Below are 19,277 nucleotides of genomic sequence, written 5' to 3'. Positions count from 1 at the left end.
CCGGAGTGCTTCATGCCTGATTACCGCTCGAAAACATCCACCCACGGCCGCAACATGGCCGGTGCCCGCGCACTGTGGCGCGCCACGGGGATGAAAGATGACGATTTCAAGAAGCCGATCATCGCCATTGCCAACTCGTTCACCCAGTTCGTACCGGGCCACGTGCACCTCAAAGACCTGGGCCAATTGGTCGCCCGCGAAATCGAACGCGCTGGTGGCGTGGCAAAAGAATTCAACACCATCGCGGTCGATGACGGCATCGCCATGGGCCACGACGGCATGCTGTATTCGCTGCCGAGCCGCGAGATCATCGCCGACTCCGTCGAGTACATGGTCAACGCCCACTGCGCCGACGCGATCGTGTGCATTTCCAACTGCGACAAGATCACCCCGGGCATGCTGATGGCGTCCCTGCGCCTGAACATCCCGGTGATCTTCGTCTCCGGCGGCCCGATGGAAGCCGGCAAGACCAAACTCGCCTCCCACGGCCTCGACCTGGTAGACGCCATGGTGATCGCCGCCGATTCCAGCGCTTCTGACGAGAAAGTCGCCGAGTACGAGCGCAGCGCTTGCCCGACCTGCGGTTCGTGCTCCGGCATGTTCACCGCCAACTCGATGAACTGCCTGGTTGAAGCGCTGGGCCTGGCCTTGCCGGGCAACGGTTCGACCCTGGCCACCCACAGCGACCGCGAGCAGTTGTTCCTGCAGGCCGGCCGCACCATCGTCGAGCTGTGCAAGCGTTACTACGGCGAGAACGACGAGTCGGTGTTGCCGCGCAACATCGCCAACTTCCAGGCCTTCGAAAACGCCATGACCCTGGACATCGCCATGGGCGGTTCCACCAACACCATCCTGCACTTGCTGGCCGCTGCCCAGGAAGCCGAGATCGATTTCGACCTGCGCGACATCGACCGTCTGTCCCGCCACGTGCCGCAACTGTGCAAGGTCGCGCCGAACATCCAGAAATACCACATGGAAGACGTGCACCGCGCTGGCGGCATCTTCAGCATCCTCGGTTCGCTGGCCCGTGGCGGCCTGCTGCACACCCAGCTGCCGACCGTGCACAGCCGCAGCATGGAAGAAGCCATCGCCAAGTGGGACATCACCCAGACCAACGACGAAGCCGTGCATCACTTCTTCAAGGCCGGTCCTGCGGGCATCCCGACGCAAACCGCGTTCAGCCAGTCGACCCGTTGGGAAACCCTGGACGACGACCGTGAAAACGGCTGCATCCGCAGTGTCGAGCACGCCTATTCGCAAGAAGGCGGCCTGGCCGTCCTCTACGGCAACATCGCCCTGGACGGTTGCGTGGTGAAAACCGCCGGCGTCGACGAGTCGATCCACGTCTTCGAAGGCAACGCCAAGATCTTCGAAAGCCAGGACAGCGCCGTACGCGGCATCCTCGCCGACGAAGTGAAGGAAGGCGACATCGTCATCATTCGCTACGAAGGCCCGAAAGGCGGCCCGGGCATGCAGGAAATGCTCTACCCGACTTCGTACCTGAAATCCAAAGGCCTGGGCAAAGCCTGTGCCCTGCTCACCGACGGCCGTTTCTCCGGCGGCACCTCGGGCCTGTCCATCGGCCACGCTTCGCCTGAAGCCGCTGCCGGTGGCGCGATTGGTCTGGTGCAGGACGGCGACAAAGTGCTGATCGACATTCCGAACCGCTCGATCAACCTGTTGGTCAGCGACGAAGAACTGGCGGCACGCCGGGTCGAGCAGGACAAGAAAGGCTGGAAGCCGGTGGAAGTGCGTCCACGTAAAGTGACCACCGCACTGAAAGCCTACGCCCTGCTGGCGACCAGTGCCGACAAGGGTGCTGTGCGTAACAAGGCGATGCTTGACGGGCTGTAAGTCTGTGGCCCGCCAAGTGCGTAATGCCGATCAGTTAAGCCACAACGCAATCTGTAGCAGCTGGCGTAGCCTGCGTCCGGCTGCGCAGCAGTCGTAAAATCGGAGTTCGCGGTACGTCAGAGAGATCGTGCGAGCCGGATCTACGACTGCTGCGCAGCCGGACGCAGCCTTCGGCAGCTGCTACAAGGAAGCGTAGCGTCTGGGTTCGCCTAACTGATCGGCATTACGCCAAGTGCGGGGCATTTTTTGCCTGATACAAATCTCCCAAACAGGGGAGATCAACTGTGGGAGCGGGTTTGCTCGCGAAGGCGTCGTGCCAGTCAACAACCATGTCTACCGACAGACCGCTTTCGCGAGCAAGCCCGCTCCCACATGGGGTTTATGCAGCCTTTATTGAATCTCTTCAGGCTTGACGATCACCCAGTTCTTGTCGGCAGTCACCGTCAAACCTTCCTTGGCCTGGGCCGCGGCGTTCTTGGCCATCATGCCTTGGATCTGAGTCATGTACTTGTCCTTGCGGTTGACCCACAGGTGGATGCCGCCCTTGGCCACGTCAACGCTGTGGAACAGCATGTAGCCGTCGCTGCTCGGGGTATCGCCGCCAACCAGCACCGGTTTTTTCCACTGATCGATGTAGGTCAGGATCGCCGCCTGCTTGCCGGCCATCCAGGTTGCCGGGGTCCACAGGTACGGGGTCAGTTCCAGGCCGAGGTTGGCCTTCTCGTCATATTTGCCAGCCGTGACCTGCTTGCGTGCGGTGGTCAGTTCGCCCGTCTTCGGGTCCTTGAGCAGCAGCGACACGCCGATCACGTTCTGCGGTTTGACGTTGTAGCCGTACTTCGGATCGGCCGCGACCATGCGCACCAGTTCTTCGGAGGCGGCGGTCATCACGTAGACCTCGATGCCGTTCTCCATCAGCTTGTTGTACAGCTCTTGCTGGCCGGTGAAGATCTTCGGCGGGTTGACGTCGAGTTTCTTGACCACGTCGCCTTCGTAGTAAGTGGCCGGCACCGGTTTGCCGGACGCCATCATCTCGTCGACGTAGCCCTTGAGTTCCTTGAGGGTAAAGCCGGAGAAGACCTGGGCGACCCATGGATAGCAAACCATGTCGTCGAGTTCGCAGAGGCGGTAGTAGTAGCTGAACAGGCTTTCCTTGTGGTCGGCGGTGTCCTTGAACGGCATCAGTTTCAGGGAGGGATCGAGCTTGTCGCGGGTGATCAGGCCCTTGTTCTCCATGAACGGCAGCAACGACTCTTCGAGATCGTAGCGGTAACTGGTGTTGTCCATGTCGAACACCGCGTAGTTACCCTTGTTGGCGTTGGCGGCGATCATCGCGTCCAGCGCCTTGGCCTGATCGGCAGGCCAGTGTTTCAGATCCGTTGCGAGAACCTGGCCGGCAAGGCCGAGGCAAAGTGCAGCAGCCAGTAATTTCGGTGCGAACTTCATTGGCATTTCTCCCTGAATGTGAAAGAGATCGACGCTAACAAATAAGTGTGACAGTCCTCGTCTGTCAGCGACCGCCCGCGTCCCTTTCGCGCCAGTTGCATTTCTGACAGCGACATCCGCTTATTCCAAAAACGACGGATATCATACGTTTTTGATATTAATTCATTAGTTTTCAAGCTGTTAGGCTTTCCGGTTCGCGGTTGCCCGAGGGTGCAACCGGCACAAGTCTTATCGGAGTTTTCATGAATCTGCCGCTGATCCTCAATCTGCTGGTGTTCCTCGCTTTGCTCTTCGGCCTGGCGCAAACCCGCCACACGACATGGAGCCTGGCGAAAAAAGTCCTGCTCGCGCTGGTGCTGGGCGTGGTGTTCGGTGTGGCGTTGCACACGGTCTACGGCGCCGGCAACCCGGTACTGAAAGCCTCGATCAGCTGGTTCGATCTGGTGGGCAACGGTTATGTGCAGTTGCTGCAAATGATCGTGATCCCGCTGGTGTTCGCCTCGATCCTCAGCGCCGTGGCCCGTCTGCACAACGCCTCGTCACTGGGCAAGATCAGCTTCCTGACCATTGGCACGCTGCTGTTCACCACGGCCATCGCCGCGCTGATCGGCATCGGCCTGACCAACCTGTTCGGCCTGACCGCCGAAGGCCTGGTGGCCGGCACCCAGGAAATGGCGCGCCTGCAAACCATTCAGACCGACTATGCAGGCAAGGTCGCCGACCTGAATGTGCCGCAGCTGTTGCTGTCGTTCATTCCGCAAAACCCCTTCGCCGATCTGGCGCGGGCCAAGCCGACGTCGATCATCAGCGTGGTGATTTTCGCGGCGTTCCTGGGTGTTGCGGCCCTGCAATTGCTCAAGGACGATGCCGAGAAAGGTCAGAAAGTGATCAACGCCATCGACACCCTGCAAGCCTGGGTGATGCGCCTGGTGCGCCTGGTGATGAAGCTGACCCCGTACGGCGTGTTGGCGTTGATGACCAAAGTGGTCGCCGGTTCCAACCTGCAAGACATCATCAAGCTCGGCAGTTTCGTGGTGGTGTCCTACATCGGCCTGGGCCTGATGTTCGTGGTGCATGGCGTGCTGGTGTCGGTTGCCGGGATCAATCCGCTGCGGTTCTTCCGCAAGGTCTGGCCGGTGCTGACGTTTGCCTTCACCAGCCGCTCCAGCGCTGCGACGATTCCTTTGAGCATCGAAGCGCAAACCAGCCGTCTGGGCATTCCGCAGTCCATCGCCAGTTTCGCCGCCTCGTTCGGCGCGACCATTGGCCAGAACGGTTGTGCCGGTCTGTACCCGGCGATGTTGGCGGTGATGGTTGCGCCGACCGTGGGTATCAATCCGCTGGACCCGCTGTGGATCGCGACGCTGGTGGCGATTGTCACACTGAGTTCGGCCGGGGTGGCCGGCGTGGGTGGCGGCGCGACGTTTGCCGCGTTGATCGTGCTGCCGGCGATGGGCTTGCCGGTTTCGCTGGTGGCGTTGCTGATTTCGGTCGAGCCGCTGATTGATATGGGGCGTACGGCGTTGAACGTCAGTGGTTCGATGACGGCGGGGGCGATTACCAGTCAGGTGATGCAGCAGACTGACAAGGCGCTATTGGATGCGGATGAGCATTCGGCGTTGGCGCAGGCTTAAAATTCTACGTTGCCTGACCCGCCCTCATCGCTGGCAAGCCAGCTCCCACAGGGATCTATGGTGCTCACGCAATAGGTGATTCACCTTGGACACTGTGGGAGCTGGCTTGCCAGCGATGCTTTCAGGCTTTTTCCCAGACTTCGAAGTTGTACGCCGGCTTACCGTCTAATGCCGGGTTTTCAACGTTGGAAACCAGTTTCCACTCATTCAAATCAAACTCCGGAAACCACGCATCCCCTTCCGGGCTCAGCGCCACGCGGGTCAGGTACAACCGATCGGCTTGGGCCAGCCCTTGCGCATACAACTGCGCGCCGCCAATCAGCATCAGCTCATCGACGCCCTGCTCCTTCGCCCATGCTTCGGCGCGAACGACGGCGGCTTCCAGCGACGGATAAACCTCCGCGCCCTCGAGCAGCAGATCCGCCTGGCGGCTGACCACGATGTTCAAACGACCTGGAAGCGGGCGACCGAGGGAATCCCAGGTCTTGCGACCCATGATGATCGGCTTGCCGAGGGTAGTGGCCTTGAAGTATTTGAAGTCCCCCGGCAGGTGCCAGGGCATGCTGTTGTCGACGCCGATCACACGGTTTTCACCGAGGGCTGCGATCAGGCTGAGGGGGAGTGATTTAGTCATGTCGGCGAGGATACCAGAGCCTCGCTTTCGCCGATAAGCGCCACAGCGGTTATGCTCACAGCTCAATTAAGCGACGGGATGCCGCGTGACTGAACTCAATACCCTCTGGCTGACAGAAACCATCCGCCTGCGCGAAGAACACGCTGGCCCCCTGGACGATCTGGAAGCCAACCGACTGGCCCGTAGCGCCGGGGGCGATTTGCCGTTGCGCATTCAACGCCGTGCCCTGTGGCTGGCCGAGCGCGATGGCCTGGCCGATGCTCTCAAACACTGGCTGCAAGGCGCGCGACTGGCGCTGATCGTCATGGCGGTGCTGGCGGTGATCAGCGGCGCCGGCCTGGCCTTTGCGGCAATGGGCGACGGCCTGCACCCGGTGAATGTGTTCTGGGCCTTGGGCAGCCTGCTCGGGCTCAATCTGATCCTGCTGCTGAGCTGGGCCCTGGGCCTGGTGTTTGCCGGTGAACACGGCGCCAGCCTCGGCCGCTTGTGGTTGTGGCTAAGTGAAAAGTTCGCCCGGGATGCCAAAGCCGCACAACTGGCACCGGCCCTGCTGTTATTGCTGCAACGCCAGAAACTCAATCGCTGGGCGATCGGCGTGCTGGTCAACAGTCTGTGGCTGCTGGCGATGCTCAGTGCGTTGGTGATCCTGCTGACGTTGATGGCGACCCGGCGCTACGGCTTCGTCTGGGAAACCACCATCCTCAGCGCCGACACTTTTATTGCCGTGACCCAGGCCCTCGGCGCGCTGCCGGCCCTGCTCGGCTTCAGCGTGCCCACCGAGGAGATGATCCGTGCCAGCGGCGACTCCGCCCTGAACATCGAAAGTGCCCGGCAGGCCTGGGCCGCCTGGCTGGTAGGCGTTCTGCTGGTCTACGGCGTTTTGCCGCGCCTGTTGCTCGCGCTGTTTTGCCTCTGGCGCTGGAGGACGAGGCAAACGGCGCTACGCCTGGATTTGAACCTGCCCGGTTACGCACAACTGCGCGAACGCTTGATGCCCACCAGTGAACGTCTCGGCATCAGTGATGCGGCGCCTGAGCAATTGCATCGCGTGGAAAACGGTGTAACCGAGCAGCAAAGCGACGGCGCGCTGTTGGTCGCCATCGAACTGGACGACGACCGCCCGTGGCCACCGCAATTGCCGAAAAACGTCAGCAACGCGGGCATTCTCGACAGCCGCGAATCACGGCACAAACTCCTCGAACAACTGAGCCGCTTTCCCCCGGCACGCCTGGCCATTGCGTGCGATCCACGGCGTTCGCCGGATCGCGGCAGCCTGGCCTTGATTGCCGAACTGGCTCGCAGCGCCAGTGTCACCCGCGTGTGGTTGTTGCAGGCGCCCCCCGGTGAAGCGCTGGACGCCGAACGCCTGGGCGACTGGCACGTGGCGCTGCAACAACTGGAGCTGCCTTTTGCCGATTGCGCACCGATGAACTGGCTGGAGACGGGTCATGACTAACCCCCTGAAACTCGCCATCGTCGGCCACACCAACGTCGGCAAAACCTCGCTGTTGCGCACCCTGACCCGCGACGTCGGCTTCGGTGAAGTGTCCCATCGACCCAGCACCACGCGACACGTCGAAGGCGCACGGTTGTCGGTGGACGGCGAGCCCTTGCTCGATCTCTACGACACCCCCGGCCTGGAGGACGCAATCGCCCTGCTCGACTACCTCGAACGGCTGGAACGGCCTGGCGAACGTCTCGATGGCCCGGCACGACTGGCGCGTTTCCTTGATGGCAGCGAAGCCCGGCAACGCTTCGAACAGGAAGCCAAGGTACTGCGCCAGTTGCTGGCGTCGGACGCCGGGCTCTATGTGATCGACGCCCGGGAACCGGTGCTGGCCAAGTATCGCGACGAGCTGGAGGTGCTGGCCAGTTGCGGTAAACCCTTGCTGCCGGTGCTGAATTTCGTCAGCAGCACCAACCATCGCGAACCGGCCTGGCGTGAAGCGTTGGCGCGGCTGGGCTTGCATGCCTTGGTGCGCTTTGACAGCGTCGCGCCGCCGGAGGATGGCGAGCGTCGACTCTATGAGAGTCTCGCTCTGCTGCTGGAATCTGCCCGGCCGCAACTCGAACGCCTGATCGCCGATCAGCAAGCCCAGCGCCTGGCTCGCCAACAAAGCGCAGAGCGATTGATTGCCGAATTGTTGATCGATTGCGCAGCTTGCCGACGCAGCGTGGCCAGTGAAGCCGAGCAGGAACAACAGGCGATCAGCGAACTGCGCAAAGCCGTACGCCAGCGGGAGCAGCGTTGCGTCGAGGCCCTGCTCAAGCTCTACGCCTTCCGCCCGCAGGACGCCGCCGCCAGTGATTTGCCGCTGCTCGACGGTCGTTGGGGCGATGACCTGTTCAACCCCGAAACCCTGAAGCAACTGGGCGTGCGCGTCGGTGGCGGAATCGCTGCCGGCGCGGCGGCCGGGGCCGGGGTCGATTTGCTGGTCGGTGGCATCACGCTAGGCGCAGCGGCATTGGCCGGGGCGATTGCCGGCGGTGCCCTGCAAACCGCCCGCAGTTATGGCAGCCGCTTGCTCGGCAAGCTCAAGGGTCAGCGCGAACTGACGGTGGATGACAACGTACTGCGGCTGTTGGCACTGCGCCAGCGGCAGTTGCTGCAAGCGCTCAATACCCGAGGGCACGCGGCGATGGACAGTATTCAGGTGGCCACGCCGCAGGATAAAACCTGGCGCGAAGGCAAACTGCCTGAAGCCCTGAACAAGGCGCGGGCGCATCCGCAGTGGTCGTCGCTCAATCCACATCCGAAGTTGAATCAGGGGGAGCGGCAGGAGCAGGTTGAGGTGTTGGCAAGAGATTTGTAGGGGCTGATCCGCCGCCTTCGCGGGCAAGCCCGCTCCCACAGGTTCTGTGGTGCACACAAGATCTGTGTCACCACAAATCATTGTGGGAGCGGGCTTGCCCGCGATGGCAGCGACTCGAGTTAAAGGCTCACGCCACCAACAGCCGCACCGCTTTGTCTTTCAACACCGCCAGATCAATCACCGGTACATGCATCTCTTTCGCCAGCTCATCCCACTGGCGCATGCGCAAACTCACGGCACACAGCGGATCTTGCGCGAAAGCTTCTGCCTCGGCCTCGGTCATCACCCCACCCTGATACTCCAGGGTCCGGCGACTGGCTTCGCTCAAACGGTCGTAGTACCCAGGTTCCTTCAACGTCAGATAACGCTTGGCCTGCACGTGGTACTCCACCAGCCGCGCCATGCGCTCGCTGAAGCCGGCGCGACGCAGGTAATCGGCACCGAGCCGCTCATGGCTGACCACACCATAGCCGCCCATGTTCTCCGCGCTTTCGGCGCAGATATGTCCGATGTCATGAAAGAACGCCGCCAGCACCACCTCATCGTCGAAGCCTTCGGCTATGGCCAGTTCGGCGGCCTGGGACATATGCTCGATCTGCGACACCGGCTCGCCGATGTAATCGCTGTCGCCAAAACGCTCGTACAGACTGAATACTTCAGCGACGACTTGTTCGTTGCGCTCCATCAGATTTCCCCCAACACAGCTGCGATGTTTCGTTCAGCCATCGCCGGCCCGACGCTCATGCCGACACCGGTGTGCATCAATGACACGCCCAGGCCCTTTGCCGGACGCAGGAACGAGAACGGTCCCGGCCCCCGTGAACCATAGACCCCCTGCCAGCGCTCGACCACTTGTACCTTGCAACCCAGGGTCTGCTCGGCCAGTTCGATCATCCAGTCGTCGACCTGCTCGGCATTTAAGGGTGACGGATCGCTGCCGTAATGGTGCGAATCACCAATGATCAATTCACCATAGGGCGTCGGGCTGATCAGCAGGTGGATGCCGTTTTCATGCAGGTGCGGCGCGTACTGCAGAATCTCTGCCTGCACCGCCGCGGCTTCCGGCAAGTCGGCGAAGGCGCCGTAGTGCACGCAACTCAAACCGGTGAGCAACGCGTGTTGCAGGTTGAGGTTGATTTGCGGGCGAGCGCGGAGCATTTGCAGACGACAGATTTGCGGCTCGAGCTCGGCGATTTGCTCGGCCAGCAATGTCTGATAATCGTGGCCGGAACAGACGATGATCTGCTCGGCACTGAAGCTGCCGGCGGTACTGTACAGGCGACCCGGCTCGATATCGCGCACCAGGGTAGAGAAGTGAAACTGGACGCCCAGGTCGCGGCGCAGGAAGTCGATCAGCGCCGGAATCGCTTCGCGGGAATACAGTTGCTGGTCGTCCATGCCATGCAAGGCCGCGCGGTGATGACGGAACTGACCGCCGTACAAATCGCGTAGCGCGGCGCCGCGCAGCAGGTCGACGCGGTAACCGTGTTCGACGGCGCGGCCCTCGCAGAAGGCTTCCAGCAGTTGCTCTTCCGCTTCGGTGCGGGCGAACAGGTACGAGCCATTGCGCTTGAGTTGCAGGCCGGCGAGCTGCGCCCAATCACCCCAGATTCCGCGACTGGCGCGGGCCAGTTCCAGCATCGGTCCCGGCGGTTGGCCAGTGACCAAGGCCTGGCCGAAGTTGCGTACCGAGGCGCCAACAGGCGATTCGCTGCGCTCGAAAACCGTGACCTTCAGACCGCGTTTGGCGGCGGCATACGCGTGGGACAAACCCAGGATGCCGGCGCCGACGATCAGCATGTCGTTGTGTTGTGTCATCTAGAGGGGTCCTGAATTCGAGGCCGCCTTCGCGGGCAAGCCCGCTCCCACAGGTTTCGAGGTGTTCACAAAATCTGCATCCACCATAGCTCCCTGTGGGAGCTGGCTTGCCAGCGATGAGGCCCTGTCAGCCGATGAAGATCTTACTTGGCCGCCACTTTCTCGGACTTGCCGTCATAGCGCTTGCGCCATTCAGTCAGGATTTCGTCGCGGTTCTTCGAAGCCCAGGCGAAGTCGTTCTTGATCAGGCGCTGTTCGTAGTCCGCCGGCAGTTCGGTCTGCGGCTTGGCGATGCCAGGCTGGGCGAGCACGGCGAAGTTTTCCTTATAGAGCTCCATCGCCTCAGGGCTGGCGGAGAAGTCAGCCAGTTTCTTCGCCGCTTCCTCGTGGGCAGTGCCCTTGATCACGGCAGTCGCTTCGATCTCCCAGCCCAGGCCTTCCTTCGGCAGGATGATGTCCAGCGGTGCGCCCTGGCGTTTCAGCTGAACTGCCGGGTACTCAAAGGAAATACCGATCGGGAATTCGCCGGCCGCCGCCAGTTTGCATGGCTTGGAGCCGGAGTGAACGTACTGGCCGATGTTCTGGTGCAGGCCGTCCATGTAGGCCCAGCCCTGCTTCTCACCGAAGGTTTGCAGCCAGGCGCTGACATCGAGGAAACCGGTACCGGACGATGCCGGGTTCGGCATCACGATCTTGCCTTTGTACTCAGGCCTGGTCAGGTCTTGCCAGCTCACAGGCTTGGTCAGGCCCTGCTTCTGGGCTTCGACGGTGTTGAAGCAGATGGTCGCGGCCCAGACGTCCATGCCGACCCAGGCTGGTGGGTTTGCCGCGTCACGATAGTTGGCGCCGATCTTGCCCAGGTCTTTCGGTGCATAGCTTTGCAGCATGCCTTGCTGATCGAGGATCGCCAGGCTGGAAGCGGCCAGGCCCCACACGGCATCAGCCTGCGGACGGGCTTTTTCGGCCAGCAGTTTGGCGGTGATGATGCCGGTGGAATCACGCACCCATTTGATTTCGACGTCCGGGTTGGCCTTTTCGAAAGCTTCTTTGTAGGTCTTCAGTTGTTCGGCTTCGAGGGCGGTGTACACCGTCAACTCGGTTTTCGCCGCGAAGGCGTTCAGGCTGAAAGCGGTGAGGACAGCAGCGGCCAGGGCCATAGGCTTGAACATGATCTTTTCCTGTTTTTGAGTTGAGGGGTTGTGCAGATTCAATGACCGGGCGCGGTCTGCCGCCAGGCCTGGGAGCGGCGCAGCAAACCGCACGAGGCCCAGGCCAACAGCAAGGACACGCCCGCCGAGGTAATCAGGATCAGGGTCGACATCGCTGCCGCACCGCCGACGTTGCCGGCGTCGTCCATGTTCAGCACCGCCACCGCCGCGAGGATGGTGTCGGGGCTATAGAGAAAGATCGCCGCCGAAACGGTGGTCATGGCCGAGACGAACAGGTAGCGCACGATGTCCAACAGTGCCGGCAGGCAGATCGGCACGGTGACCCGCAGGTAATGGCGGTACAGCGGCGCCTTGAGCGACAGCGCGGCGGCTTCGAATTCGGCGTCGAGCTGACGCAGCGCGGTGGTAGCGGTCATTTGCGCGGTGGTCAAATAGTGCGCAATGGTGCAGACGATCAGCAGGGTCATGGTCCCGTACAGCACATGCAGCGGGTTGCCGGTGAGATTGAAGAAGAAGACGTAACCCAGCCCAAGCACCAGGCCCGGCACTGCCATCGGTACGAAGCTGAGCATGCGCAGTGTCAGATTCAGGCCGCGCTGCCCCTTGGTTTTTTCCATCAGGTAGGCGCCGGTGAAAATCAGCAGACTGCCGATCAACGCGGTGCCCAGGGCCATCTTCAGGCTGTTGCCGTAGGCCAGCCAGCCACCGCCGGCGGTTTCGTTGAACTGGTAATGGTTGAGCGACAGCGACAGGTTGTACGGCCAGAACTTCACCAGCGACGAGAACACCGCCATGCCGAACACCAGCAGCAACGCGGCGCAGATCAGCAGGACGATGGCCAGGTAGCAACCGTCGCGCAGCTTCGACGGCGCGGGCTTGAACACTTGGGCGCGACCGCTCATGGAATCACCGTGGCGTCGACGCAACCAGGCATCGACCCCGAAGCTGAAAAGCGCCGGCAGCAACAGCACCATGCCGATCAACGCCCCGCGACCAAACTGCTGCTGGCCGACCACCGCCTTGTAGGCCTCCAGCGCCAGTACTTGATAGTCGCCACCGACCACCACGGGCACGCCGAAATCGGTAATGGTCAGGGTAAACACCAGGCAGAACGCGGCGAACACGGCCTGACGGGTCGCCGGCCAGGTGATGCTGCGGAATGCTTTGGCCGGGCTGGCGCCCATGCTGGAGGCGGCATCGAACAGTCGCGCATCGGCCAGGGACAGGGCCGACAGTAGAATCATCAAGGCGTGTGGGAAGGTATAGATGACTTCACCAAGCACAATGCCCCAGAAGCCATAGATATTGTCCGAGAGCAGGCCGCGCAGCATGCCCTGGTTTCCGAACAGATAAACCAGCGCTATGCCGGGCAGCATTGATGGCGCCATCAATGGCAGCAGCGAAATACCGCGCCAGATGCCTTTGGCGGGAATCAACGTGCGTTGCAGGGCGTAGGCAAACAGGTAGGCCAGCGGTACGACAATGGTCGCGACGCTGAGGGAAACCTTCAGGCTGTTACCGAGCAACCAGTGAAAGTTCTCGCTGGTCACCAGCTCTTTCGCTGCGACCCAGCCACCGCCCTGCCCGGCCTCGGCGCTGAAACCGCGCCAGAAGATCGCCAGCAACGGCATCAATACGGCAACGCCCAACAACACCAGCATGAGGACTTTGCCGCCGACCACGAACAACCGGTCGCCGATTTCGGCGCGGGTAGTCTGCCGAACCTGCTTGTGCGGCAGCGGCAGCGCGATGTTCGCGCTCATCAGGCAAACACCTGCAGGCTGCGCGGCGGCAAGGCGACCATGATCTGCCGGGCGCCAAGGCGCGGCATGGCTTCCGGTGCCAGTTCCGCCAACAACGCATGACCCGGCAGTTGGTCGAGTTCAAAGCTCATGCGGCAGCGGTTGCCGAGGAAAGTGATTTCACGAACCTTGGCCGGGAACAGGTTTTCCTCGTGCACCAGCGGGTTGACGTTGATCGCTTCCGGACGGCAGAACAAACGGCCCGACGCGGTCTTGGCGCTGCCTTCGGCCAGACGCATGTTCATCCCGCCGACCTGGGCGTGGCTGTCGCTGCTGCGCTGGAACGGCAACCAGTTACCCTGGCCGACGAACTCCGCCACGAATGGCGTAGCCGGGCGGTTGTAGATTTCCTGCGGCGTGGCGTACTGCTCGACCTTGCCGTTGTTCATCACGGCGATGCGGTCGGCCATCAGCATGGCCTCGTCCTGATTGTGGGTGACCATCAGGGTGGTGATGCCGAGGTTGCGTTGCAGTTGGCGCAGTTCGGTGCACAGATGCTCGCGCACCCGGGCATCGAGGGCCGACATCGGTTCGTCCAGCAGCAACAGCGAAGGTGCCGGAGCCAGGGCGCGAGCCAGTGCAACCCGCTGTTGCTGGCCACCGGACAACTGGCCGGGGTACTTTTTCTCGCTGCCGCTCAGACCGACCAGTTCCAGCATCTGGCCAACACGACGACGTACTTCGTCACGACCGCTGCCGGCGAGGCCGTAGGCAATGTTCGCTTCGACGGTGAGATTGGGGAACAAGGCGTAGGACTGGAACAGAATGCCGTAGTCCCGCGCCTGGGGCGCCAGGTGGGAAACGTCGCGATCACCCAGGTACAACTCGCCGCTGTCCTGCTTCTCCAGACCGGCGATGCAGCGCAGCAGGGTGGTCTTTCCACAGCCCGACGGGCCCAGCAGGCACACCAGCTCACCGGCCGCCACGTCGAGGGAAACGTTGTCCAGCGCCGTGAATGCGCCGAAGCGTTTCTGTACACCGCGCACCTTCATCGGTGCGCCGGGGTTGGTCAGGGCAGTTGCAATCGAGTTGTTCATGGACGGACCTCATCTAGCAGATGGGGCCATCCTAGGGTTGTAATGAGTCCGTCATGTGGCAGTAAGGCAAAAACTGCCGATAGTGGTATTCAAGGATTTTGGGTTAAGTTTTGAGTTGCCTGATCAGCCGCCATCGCGAGCAAGCTCGCTCCCACAGGGATTTTGGGTGTTCACACAATTTGTGTTTCACCTCAAACCCACTGTGGGAGCGAGCTTGCTCGCGATGAGGCCGGTACAGACACCACAGGATTCAGGCCGGAGCCATTTCCTGCGCCAACCCCAGAAACGCCGCCGGCAGCCGCGCGTTTTTGCGCTCCTTGAGGCAGTACAGGTATTCAGGAATCTGTGGCGCATTCTCGATGGTCAGCACCCGCAGTTGCGGATCATGGGGCACTTCCTGCCGGGCAATGATGCTGATACCGATGTTGCGCAGCACCGCTTCGCGAATCGATTCGCGGCTGCCGATCTCCAGCAACGGGCCGAAACACACGCCTGCGCTGGCCAGCAGCTCCTCGGTCAGGCGGCGGGTGGTCGAGCCCGGTTCGCGCATCAGCAGGGTGTGCCCGGCCAAGGCGCCGAGCGGCACGTGATCGTTAACCGCCAGCGGATGATTGCGATGCACCGCAAGTACCAGCGGATCGCTGCCGAGCACCCGGCGAACCAGCCGCGCGTCTTCGAGCAACTGCGACGACGCCGCGACATCGACCCGGTAATCCTCCAGTGCTTCGAGCACTTGCTGGGAGTTGCCGATTTCCACCGAAACCTCAACCTGTGGCAGGCGCTCGCGGAAGGTTTTCACCAGGTCGAGGATGTAATACGGCGCTGTGGCGGCTATGCGCAACGTGCCCTGGACCTGACCGCAGTTACGCAGGAAAAACTCGATGTCGGCTTCCTGCTGCATCAACACCTTGACCATCGGCAGCAACCGCGCGCCCTCTTCGCTGACGCTCAGACGCCGGCCACCACGGTAGAACAGTTCGACCGAGTACTGGCTTTCGAGGTTGCGGATCTGCGTCGTCACCGTCGGCTGGCTCAGGCCGAGCTTTTTGGCTGCCTGGGTAATGCTGCCCAGGCGGGCCACCATGTAAAACGCCTTCAGCTCCGCACTCAGCACAACCGTCCCTCATCCATTACTTGCGCAGCAGGCGCAAACCGTTGAACACCACCAGCAGACTCACGCCCATATCGGCGAATACCGCCATCCACATGGTAGCGACCCCGGCGAAGGTTGCCCCAAGAAAGATCACCTTGATGACCAAAGCCAGGGCGATGTTCTGTTTGAGGATGCTCGATGTCTGCCGAGACAGGCGAATGAATGCCGGAATCTTGCGCAGATCGTCGTCCATCAGGGCGACATCGGCGGTTTCGATCGCGGTATCGGTGCCCGCGGCGGCCATGGCGAAACCGATCTCGGAACGCGCCAGCGCCGGGGCGTCGTTGATGCCATCGCCGACCATGCCGACCCGATGCCCCTGGGCATAAAGAGCCTCGACAGCCTGCAATTTGTCCCCCGGCAACAGGTCGCCCTTGGCCTCGTCCATGCCGACTTGCGCGGCAATGGCCTGCGCGGTGTGGACGTTATCACCAGTGAGCATCAGGGTCTTGATGCCCAGGTCATGCAACTGCCGGATAGCCTCGCGGCTCGATTCCTTTACCGTGTCCGCCACGGCAAACAGCGCCAACGGACCGGACGAATCAAGCAGCAGCACCACCGACTTGCCCTGCTTTTCCAGGGCAAACAGCTTTTCTTCCAGCGCTGGCGAACACAGGCCCAGATCCTCCACCAGTCGATGGTTGCCCAGATGGTAGAGCTGGCCGTTGATCTCGCCGCGCACCCCGCGCCCGCCCAGCGCCTCGAAGTTATCCACACTCGGCGTCGCGGTCTGGTTATCCACAGCCGCTTTGGCGATTGCCAGGGAAACCGGGTGATCCGAGCGCCCGGCCAGCGCGGCGGCAATGGCGGGCGCCGAGTCGTCGGCGGTCGGGTCCAGCGACAGGTAATCGGTCTGCACCGGTTTGCCGTGGGTGATGGTGCCGGTCTTGTCCAGGGCCAGGTAGTCGAGCTTGTAACCGCCCTCCAGATAGACGCCGCCCTTGACCAGGATACCTTTTCGCGCCGCCGCCGCGAGGCCGCTGACGATGGTCACCGGTGTGGAAATCACCAGCGCACACGGACAGGCCACCACCAGCAGCACCAGCGCCCGGTAGATCCAGTCGAACCACAACTCGCCCATGAACAATGGCGGGATCACCGCCACGGCCAGGGCCAGGACGAATACCGCCGGGGTATAGATTTTCGAGAAACTGTCGACGAAACGCTGGGTCGGCGCCCGCGCGCCCTGGGCCTGCTCGACGGCGAGGATGATGCGGGCCAGGGTCGAGTTATCCGCTGCGGCGGTCACTGCGTACTCCAGGGACCCGGCCTGATTGATTGTCCCGGCGAACACTTTGTCGCCGACAGTCTTTTCCACCGGCAGGCTTTCACCGGTGATTGGCGCCTGGTCGATGGTTGAGCGACCGGATAGCACTTCACCGTCCAGGCCGATCCGCTCGCCGGGGCGCACCCGAACCCGCGCGCCGAGCCCGATGTTTTTGACATCCTGCTCAAGCCAGCTCCCGTCAGCCTGCAACACCGTTGCCGTGTCCGGGGTCATCTGCATCAAGCCGCTGATGGCATTTCGCGCGCGGTCAAGGGACCTGGCTTCGATCAACTCGGCCACGGTGAACAGGAACATCACCATCGCCGCTTCCGGCCACTGGCCGATCAGCACCGCGCCGGTCACAGCAATGCTCATCAGGGCGTTGATGTTCAGATTGCGGTTTTTAAGGGCGATCCAGCCTTTTTTGTAAGTGCCGAGGCCACCACTGAGGATCGAGACCAGTGCAATAACCGCCACCACCCAGTTCGGCGCGAAACCGGTGAAGTGGATAACTTCTGCCAGCAATGCGCCAACACCGGACAGTGCCAAAGGCCACCACGGCTTTTTCCGGGGCGCCGGTGTCGGGGTTTCAGCCCCCTGATCCATCGGCTCAGCCTGCATGCCCAAGGACTTGATGGCCTCGACGATCGGCTCGATACCGGGCAAATCGTGGGTCACGCCGAGCACCCGATTAATCAGATTGAACTCCAGCTGCTGCACGCCGGTCAGTTTACTTAGCTTGTTCTGAATAAGTGCCTGCTCGGTCGGGCAGTCCATTGCCTCGATACGGAAATTACTCAGCCTGGCGCCAATCGTCGGCGATTCGCTCAGTTTTACCAGTGCAGGCGCTGCCGCTTTAGATGAGCAGCAGGTGTCGCCGTGACCACCATGGTCATGTTTTTGCACGGGTTTGAGCTTGTGGCTGTGCTCGTGTTCAGCCGCGGGTTTGTGAGAATGCAGGGAATCGCTCATTGGTTGCGTCCATAAGAGTGCCTGTTGCCAAGTAAAGACCCTGTAGCCACTATAGGGTCAAGCACCCTTTCTGGAGTTTTGGAGATTGGCGTCATGAAAATTGGAGAGTTGGCGAAACTCACGGACTGCGCCGTGGAAACAATCCGCTACTACGAGCGCGAGAACCTTCTGCCGGAACCGGCCCGCAGTGACGGCAATTATCGCGTCTACACCCAGGCCCACGCCGAGCGCCTGACCTTCATCCGCAACTGTCGCACCCTGGACATGACCCTCGAGGAAATCCGCAGCCTGCTGGCGTTTCGCGACAGTCCGCAGGATCAGTGCGAAAGCGTTAATGCGCTGATCGACGAGCACATCCACCATGTGAAGGCGCGGATCGACGGCTTGCTGGCCTTGCAGACGCAACTGCTCGACCTGCGCCAACGCTGCGGCGAGGGGCCGGGTATCGATCAATGCGGGATTTTGCAGCGGCTGGAAGTGAGTGGCGGGGTGGTGGCGACGGAAGTGGAGCATTCACATGTGGGCCGTAGTCACGGCCACTAAGAACACCGCAAAACCAAATGTGGGAGCGGGCTTGCTCGCGAATACGGTTGTTCATTCAACATTGATGTCGACTGATCCACCGCTTTCGCGAGCAAGCCCGCTCCCACATTGGTTTGGTGCTGTGCTTCAGACCGCCATCGGCGCGGTCATCGGCGCGTGGTGTTCGTAGCCTTCCAGCGAGAAATCGCCCGGCTCCACCAGCTCCAGCCATTCCGGCTGATACTCACCAGTCTTGGCAAACTCCGGCACTCGGTCGGATATCACCAGTTTCGGCATCGGGAACGGCTCGCGCTTGAGCTGTTCGTTGAGCATGTCCAGGTGGTTTTCGTAGACGTGGGCATCACCGATGAAATAGGTGAACCAGCGCGGCGTGTAGCCGGTCAGGCGACCGATCAGGCTCAGCAGCGCAGCACCTTCGGTGAGGTTGAACGGCGTGCCCAGGCCCAGATCGTTGGAGCGGATGTAGAGGGTCAGGGAAATCTCCCTGGTCTCGACATTCGGGTGGAACTGATACAGCAGGTGGCACGGCGGCAGGGCCATTTCATCGAGCTGGGCGCAGTTCCAGCCGTGGAACAGGATGCGGCGGCTGCCCGGGTCCTTGATGATGGTGTCGACGCACTGGCGAACCTGGTCGATGGCCTTGTACAGCACCACGTAGGCCTGGCCGCCCTCCTCGCCTTCGGCGATCTGGCGGTAGCCTTGCTTCAGGGTCTGCTCGATGGCAGCCGGGTTGCTGACCGGGATCTGCTTGTACGCCGGCCATTTGCGCCATTGCACGCCGTAGATTTCGCCGAGGTCGTCTTCGCCCTGACGGAACGGGTTGGCCAGCCACTGGGCATTTTCGTTGGCGTTCTGGTCCCAGACCTTGCAGCCCAGGGCGCGGAATTCGGCAGCGTTGTTCACGCCCCGCAGGAACCCACACATTTCGCCGATGGCCGATTTGAAGGCCATCTTGCGCGTGGTGATCGCCGGGAAACCTTCCTGCAGGTCATAACGCAGCATCGCGCCGGGAAAACTGATGGTGTTCACGCCGGTACGGTTGGCCTGCTTGGTGCCGTTCTTGATGACGTGGGCGACCAGTTCGAGATATTGCTTCATGAGTTACCTGTGTCCTTGAACCCGCAGCCATCGCTGC

The 19,277-nt window shown here is 61.7% G+C and carries 15 protein-coding genes; 5 read left to right on the top strand and 10 right to left on the bottom strand.

The window, feature by feature from the left end; all coding sequences use genetic code 11:
• Positions 1-12: 12 nt before the first annotated feature.
• Positions 13-1,854 (top strand): dihydroxy-acid dehydratase, encoded by a 1,842-nt coding sequence (ilvD, locus tag PMI34_RS19480; RefSeq protein WP_008048311.1) that lies wholly within the window; start codon positions 13-15, stop codon positions 1,852-1,854.
• A 390-nt stretch (positions 1,855-2,244) separates the two neighbouring features.
• Here ilvD and PMI34_RS19485 read toward each other — a convergent pair whose 3' ends face one another.
• Complete coding sequence (locus tag PMI34_RS19485) at positions 2,245-3,300, bottom strand: hypothetical protein (RefSeq protein WP_008048309.1); 1,056 nt, start codon at positions 3,298-3,300, stop codon at positions 2,245-2,247.
• A gap of 242 nt (positions 3,301-3,542) precedes the next feature.
• On the opposite strand from PMI34_RS19485, the gene PMI34_RS19490 reads away from it, so the two are divergent.
• Complete coding sequence (locus tag PMI34_RS19490) at positions 3,543-4,934, top strand: L-cystine transporter (RefSeq protein WP_008048306.1); 1,392 nt, start codon at positions 3,543-3,545, stop codon at positions 4,932-4,934.
• A gap of 121 nt (positions 4,935-5,055) precedes the next feature.
• Here PMI34_RS19490 and PMI34_RS19495 read toward each other — a convergent pair whose 3' ends face one another.
• Positions 5,056-5,568, bottom strand: coding sequence for a dihydrofolate reductase (locus tag PMI34_RS19495; RefSeq protein ID WP_008048304.1), 513 nt, complete (start codon positions 5,566-5,568; stop codon positions 5,056-5,058).
• Between the two features lie 85 nt (positions 5,569-5,653).
• On the opposite strand from PMI34_RS19495, the gene PMI34_RS19500 reads away from it, so the two are divergent.
• The gene (locus PMI34_RS19500; RefSeq protein WP_008048302.1) at positions 5,654-7,024 is read left to right on the top strand and encodes a DUF2868 domain-containing protein; all 1,371 of its coding nucleotides are present in this window, start codon (positions 5,654-5,656) and stop codon (positions 7,022-7,024) included.
• A complete protein-coding gene (locus tag PMI34_RS19505) occupies positions 7,017-8,381 on the top strand; it encodes a GTPase/DUF3482 domain-containing protein (protein WP_008048300.1) in 1,365 nt (454 codons plus the stop codon). The genes PMI34_RS19500 and PMI34_RS19505 overlap by 8 nt, the downstream gene beginning before the upstream one ends.
• 127 nt (positions 8,382-8,508) lie before the next feature.
• Here PMI34_RS19505 and PMI34_RS19510 read toward each other — a convergent pair whose 3' ends face one another.
• The 7 genes from PMI34_RS19510 to PMI34_RS19540 form a co-directional block, all read right to left on the bottom strand.
• Positions 8,509-9,066 carry a phosphonate degradation HD-domain oxygenase gene (locus PMI34_RS19510; RefSeq protein ID WP_008048298.1) on the bottom strand — a complete coding sequence of 186 codons (558 nt, stop codon included), beginning with the start codon at positions 9,064-9,066 and terminating at the stop codon, positions 8,509-8,511.
• Complete coding sequence (locus PMI34_RS19515) at positions 9,066-10,199, bottom strand: TIGR03364 family FAD-dependent oxidoreductase (protein ID WP_008048289.1); 1,134 nt, start codon at positions 10,197-10,199, stop codon at positions 9,066-9,068. The genes PMI34_RS19510 and PMI34_RS19515 overlap by 1 nt, the downstream gene beginning before the upstream one ends.
• A gap of 143 nt (positions 10,200-10,342) precedes the next feature.
• Positions 10,343-11,368 carry a putative 2-aminoethylphosphonate ABC transporter substrate-binding protein gene (locus PMI34_RS19520; RefSeq protein WP_008048287.1) on the bottom strand — a complete coding sequence of 342 codons (1,026 nt, stop codon included), beginning with the start codon at positions 11,366-11,368 and terminating at the stop codon, positions 10,343-10,345.
• Between the two features lie 38 nt (positions 11,369-11,406).
• Positions 11,407-13,131 carry a putative 2-aminoethylphosphonate ABC transporter permease subunit gene (locus tag PMI34_RS19525; protein ID WP_008048285.1) on the bottom strand — a complete coding sequence of 575 codons (1,725 nt, stop codon included), beginning with the start codon at positions 13,129-13,131 and terminating at the stop codon, positions 11,407-11,409.
• Positions 13,131-14,207 carry a putative 2-aminoethylphosphonate ABC transporter ATP-binding protein gene (locus PMI34_RS19530; RefSeq protein ID WP_008048283.1) on the bottom strand — a complete coding sequence of 359 codons (1,077 nt, stop codon included), beginning with the start codon at positions 14,205-14,207 and terminating at the stop codon, positions 13,131-13,133. The genes PMI34_RS19525 and PMI34_RS19530 overlap by 1 nt, the downstream gene beginning before the upstream one ends.
• Before the next feature lie 250 nt (positions 14,208-14,457).
• Complete coding sequence (locus tag PMI34_RS19535) at positions 14,458-15,321, bottom strand: LysR family transcriptional regulator (RefSeq protein WP_008048282.1); 864 nt, start codon at positions 15,319-15,321, stop codon at positions 14,458-14,460.
• A 16-nt stretch (positions 15,322-15,337) separates the two neighbouring features.
• Positions 15,338-17,599 (bottom strand): heavy metal translocating P-type ATPase, encoded by a 2,262-nt coding sequence (locus PMI34_RS19540; protein WP_008048281.1) that lies wholly within the window; start codon positions 17,597-17,599, stop codon positions 15,338-15,340.
• Between the two features lie 93 nt (positions 17,600-17,692).
• Here PMI34_RS19540 and cadR point away from each other — a divergent pair, with 93 nt between their 5' ends.
• Positions 17,693-18,142 carry a Cd(II)/Pb(II)-responsive transcriptional regulator gene (cadR, locus tag PMI34_RS19545; RefSeq protein ID WP_008048280.1) on the top strand — a complete coding sequence of 150 codons (450 nt, stop codon included), beginning with the start codon at positions 17,693-17,695 and terminating at the stop codon, positions 18,140-18,142.
• 126 nt (positions 18,143-18,268) lie between these two features.
• On the opposite strand, the gene PMI34_RS19550 is transcribed toward cadR, so the two are convergent.
• A complete protein-coding gene (locus PMI34_RS19550) occupies positions 18,269-19,240 on the bottom strand; it encodes a thymidylate synthase (protein WP_008048279.1) in 972 nt (323 codons plus the stop codon).
• Positions 19,241-19,277 lie beyond the last annotated feature (37 nt).

The organism is Pseudomonas sp. GM74 (assembly GCF_000282455.1).
Taxonomy (GTDB): domain Bacteria; phylum Pseudomonadota; class Gammaproteobacteria; order Pseudomonadales; family Pseudomonadaceae; genus Aquipseudomonas.
Note: the sequence above shows the minus strand (reverse complement) of the source record. Positions and strands in the feature narration are given on the sequence as shown.

Excerpts from the sequence above, each read along its gene's own strand:
- ilvD (WP_008048311.1), top strand. The coding sequence starts at position 13 with ATGCCTGATTACCGCTCGAAAACATCCACCCACGGCCGCAACATGGCC.
- PMI34_RS19485 (WP_008048309.1), bottom strand. The coding sequence starts at position 3,300 with ATGAAGTTCGCACCGAAATTACTGGCTGCTGCACTTTGCCTCGGCCTT.
- PMI34_RS19490 (WP_008048306.1), top strand. The coding sequence starts at position 3,543 with ATGAATCTGCCGCTGATCCTCAATCTGCTGGTGTTCCTCGCTTTGCTC.
- PMI34_RS19495 (WP_008048304.1), bottom strand. The coding sequence starts at position 5,568 with ATGACTAAATCACTCCCCCTCAGCCTGATCGCAGCCCTCGGTGAAAAC.
- PMI34_RS19505 (WP_008048300.1), top strand. The coding sequence starts at position 7,017 with ATGACTAACCCCCTGAAACTCGCCATCGTCGGCCACACCAACGTCGGC.
- PMI34_RS19510 (WP_008048298.1), bottom strand. The coding sequence starts at position 9,066 with ATGGAGCGCAACGAACAAGTCGTCGCTGAAGTATTCAGTCTGTACGAG.
- PMI34_RS19515 (WP_008048289.1), bottom strand. The coding sequence starts at position 10,199 with ATGACACAACACAACGACATGCTGATCGTCGGCGCCGGCATCCTGGGT.
- PMI34_RS19520 (WP_008048287.1), bottom strand. The coding sequence starts at position 11,368 with ATGTTCAAGCCTATGGCCCTGGCCGCTGCTGTCCTCACCGCTTTCAGC.
- PMI34_RS19525 (WP_008048285.1), bottom strand. The coding sequence starts at position 13,131 with ATGAGCGCGAACATCGCGCTGCCGCTGCCGCACAAGCAGGTTCGGCAG.
- PMI34_RS19530 (WP_008048283.1), bottom strand. The coding sequence starts at position 14,207 with ATGAACAACTCGATTGCAACTGCCCTGACCAACCCCGGCGCACCGATG.
- PMI34_RS19540 (WP_008048281.1), bottom strand. The coding sequence starts at position 17,599 with ATGAGCGATTCCCTGCATTCTCACAAACCCGCGGCTGAACACGAGCAC.
- cadR (WP_008048280.1), top strand. The coding sequence starts at position 17,693 with ATGAAAATTGGAGAGTTGGCGAAACTCACGGACTGCGCCGTGGAAACA.
- PMI34_RS19550 (WP_008048279.1), bottom strand. The coding sequence starts at position 19,240 with ATGAAGCAATATCTCGAACTGGTCGCCCACGTCATCAAGAACGGCACC.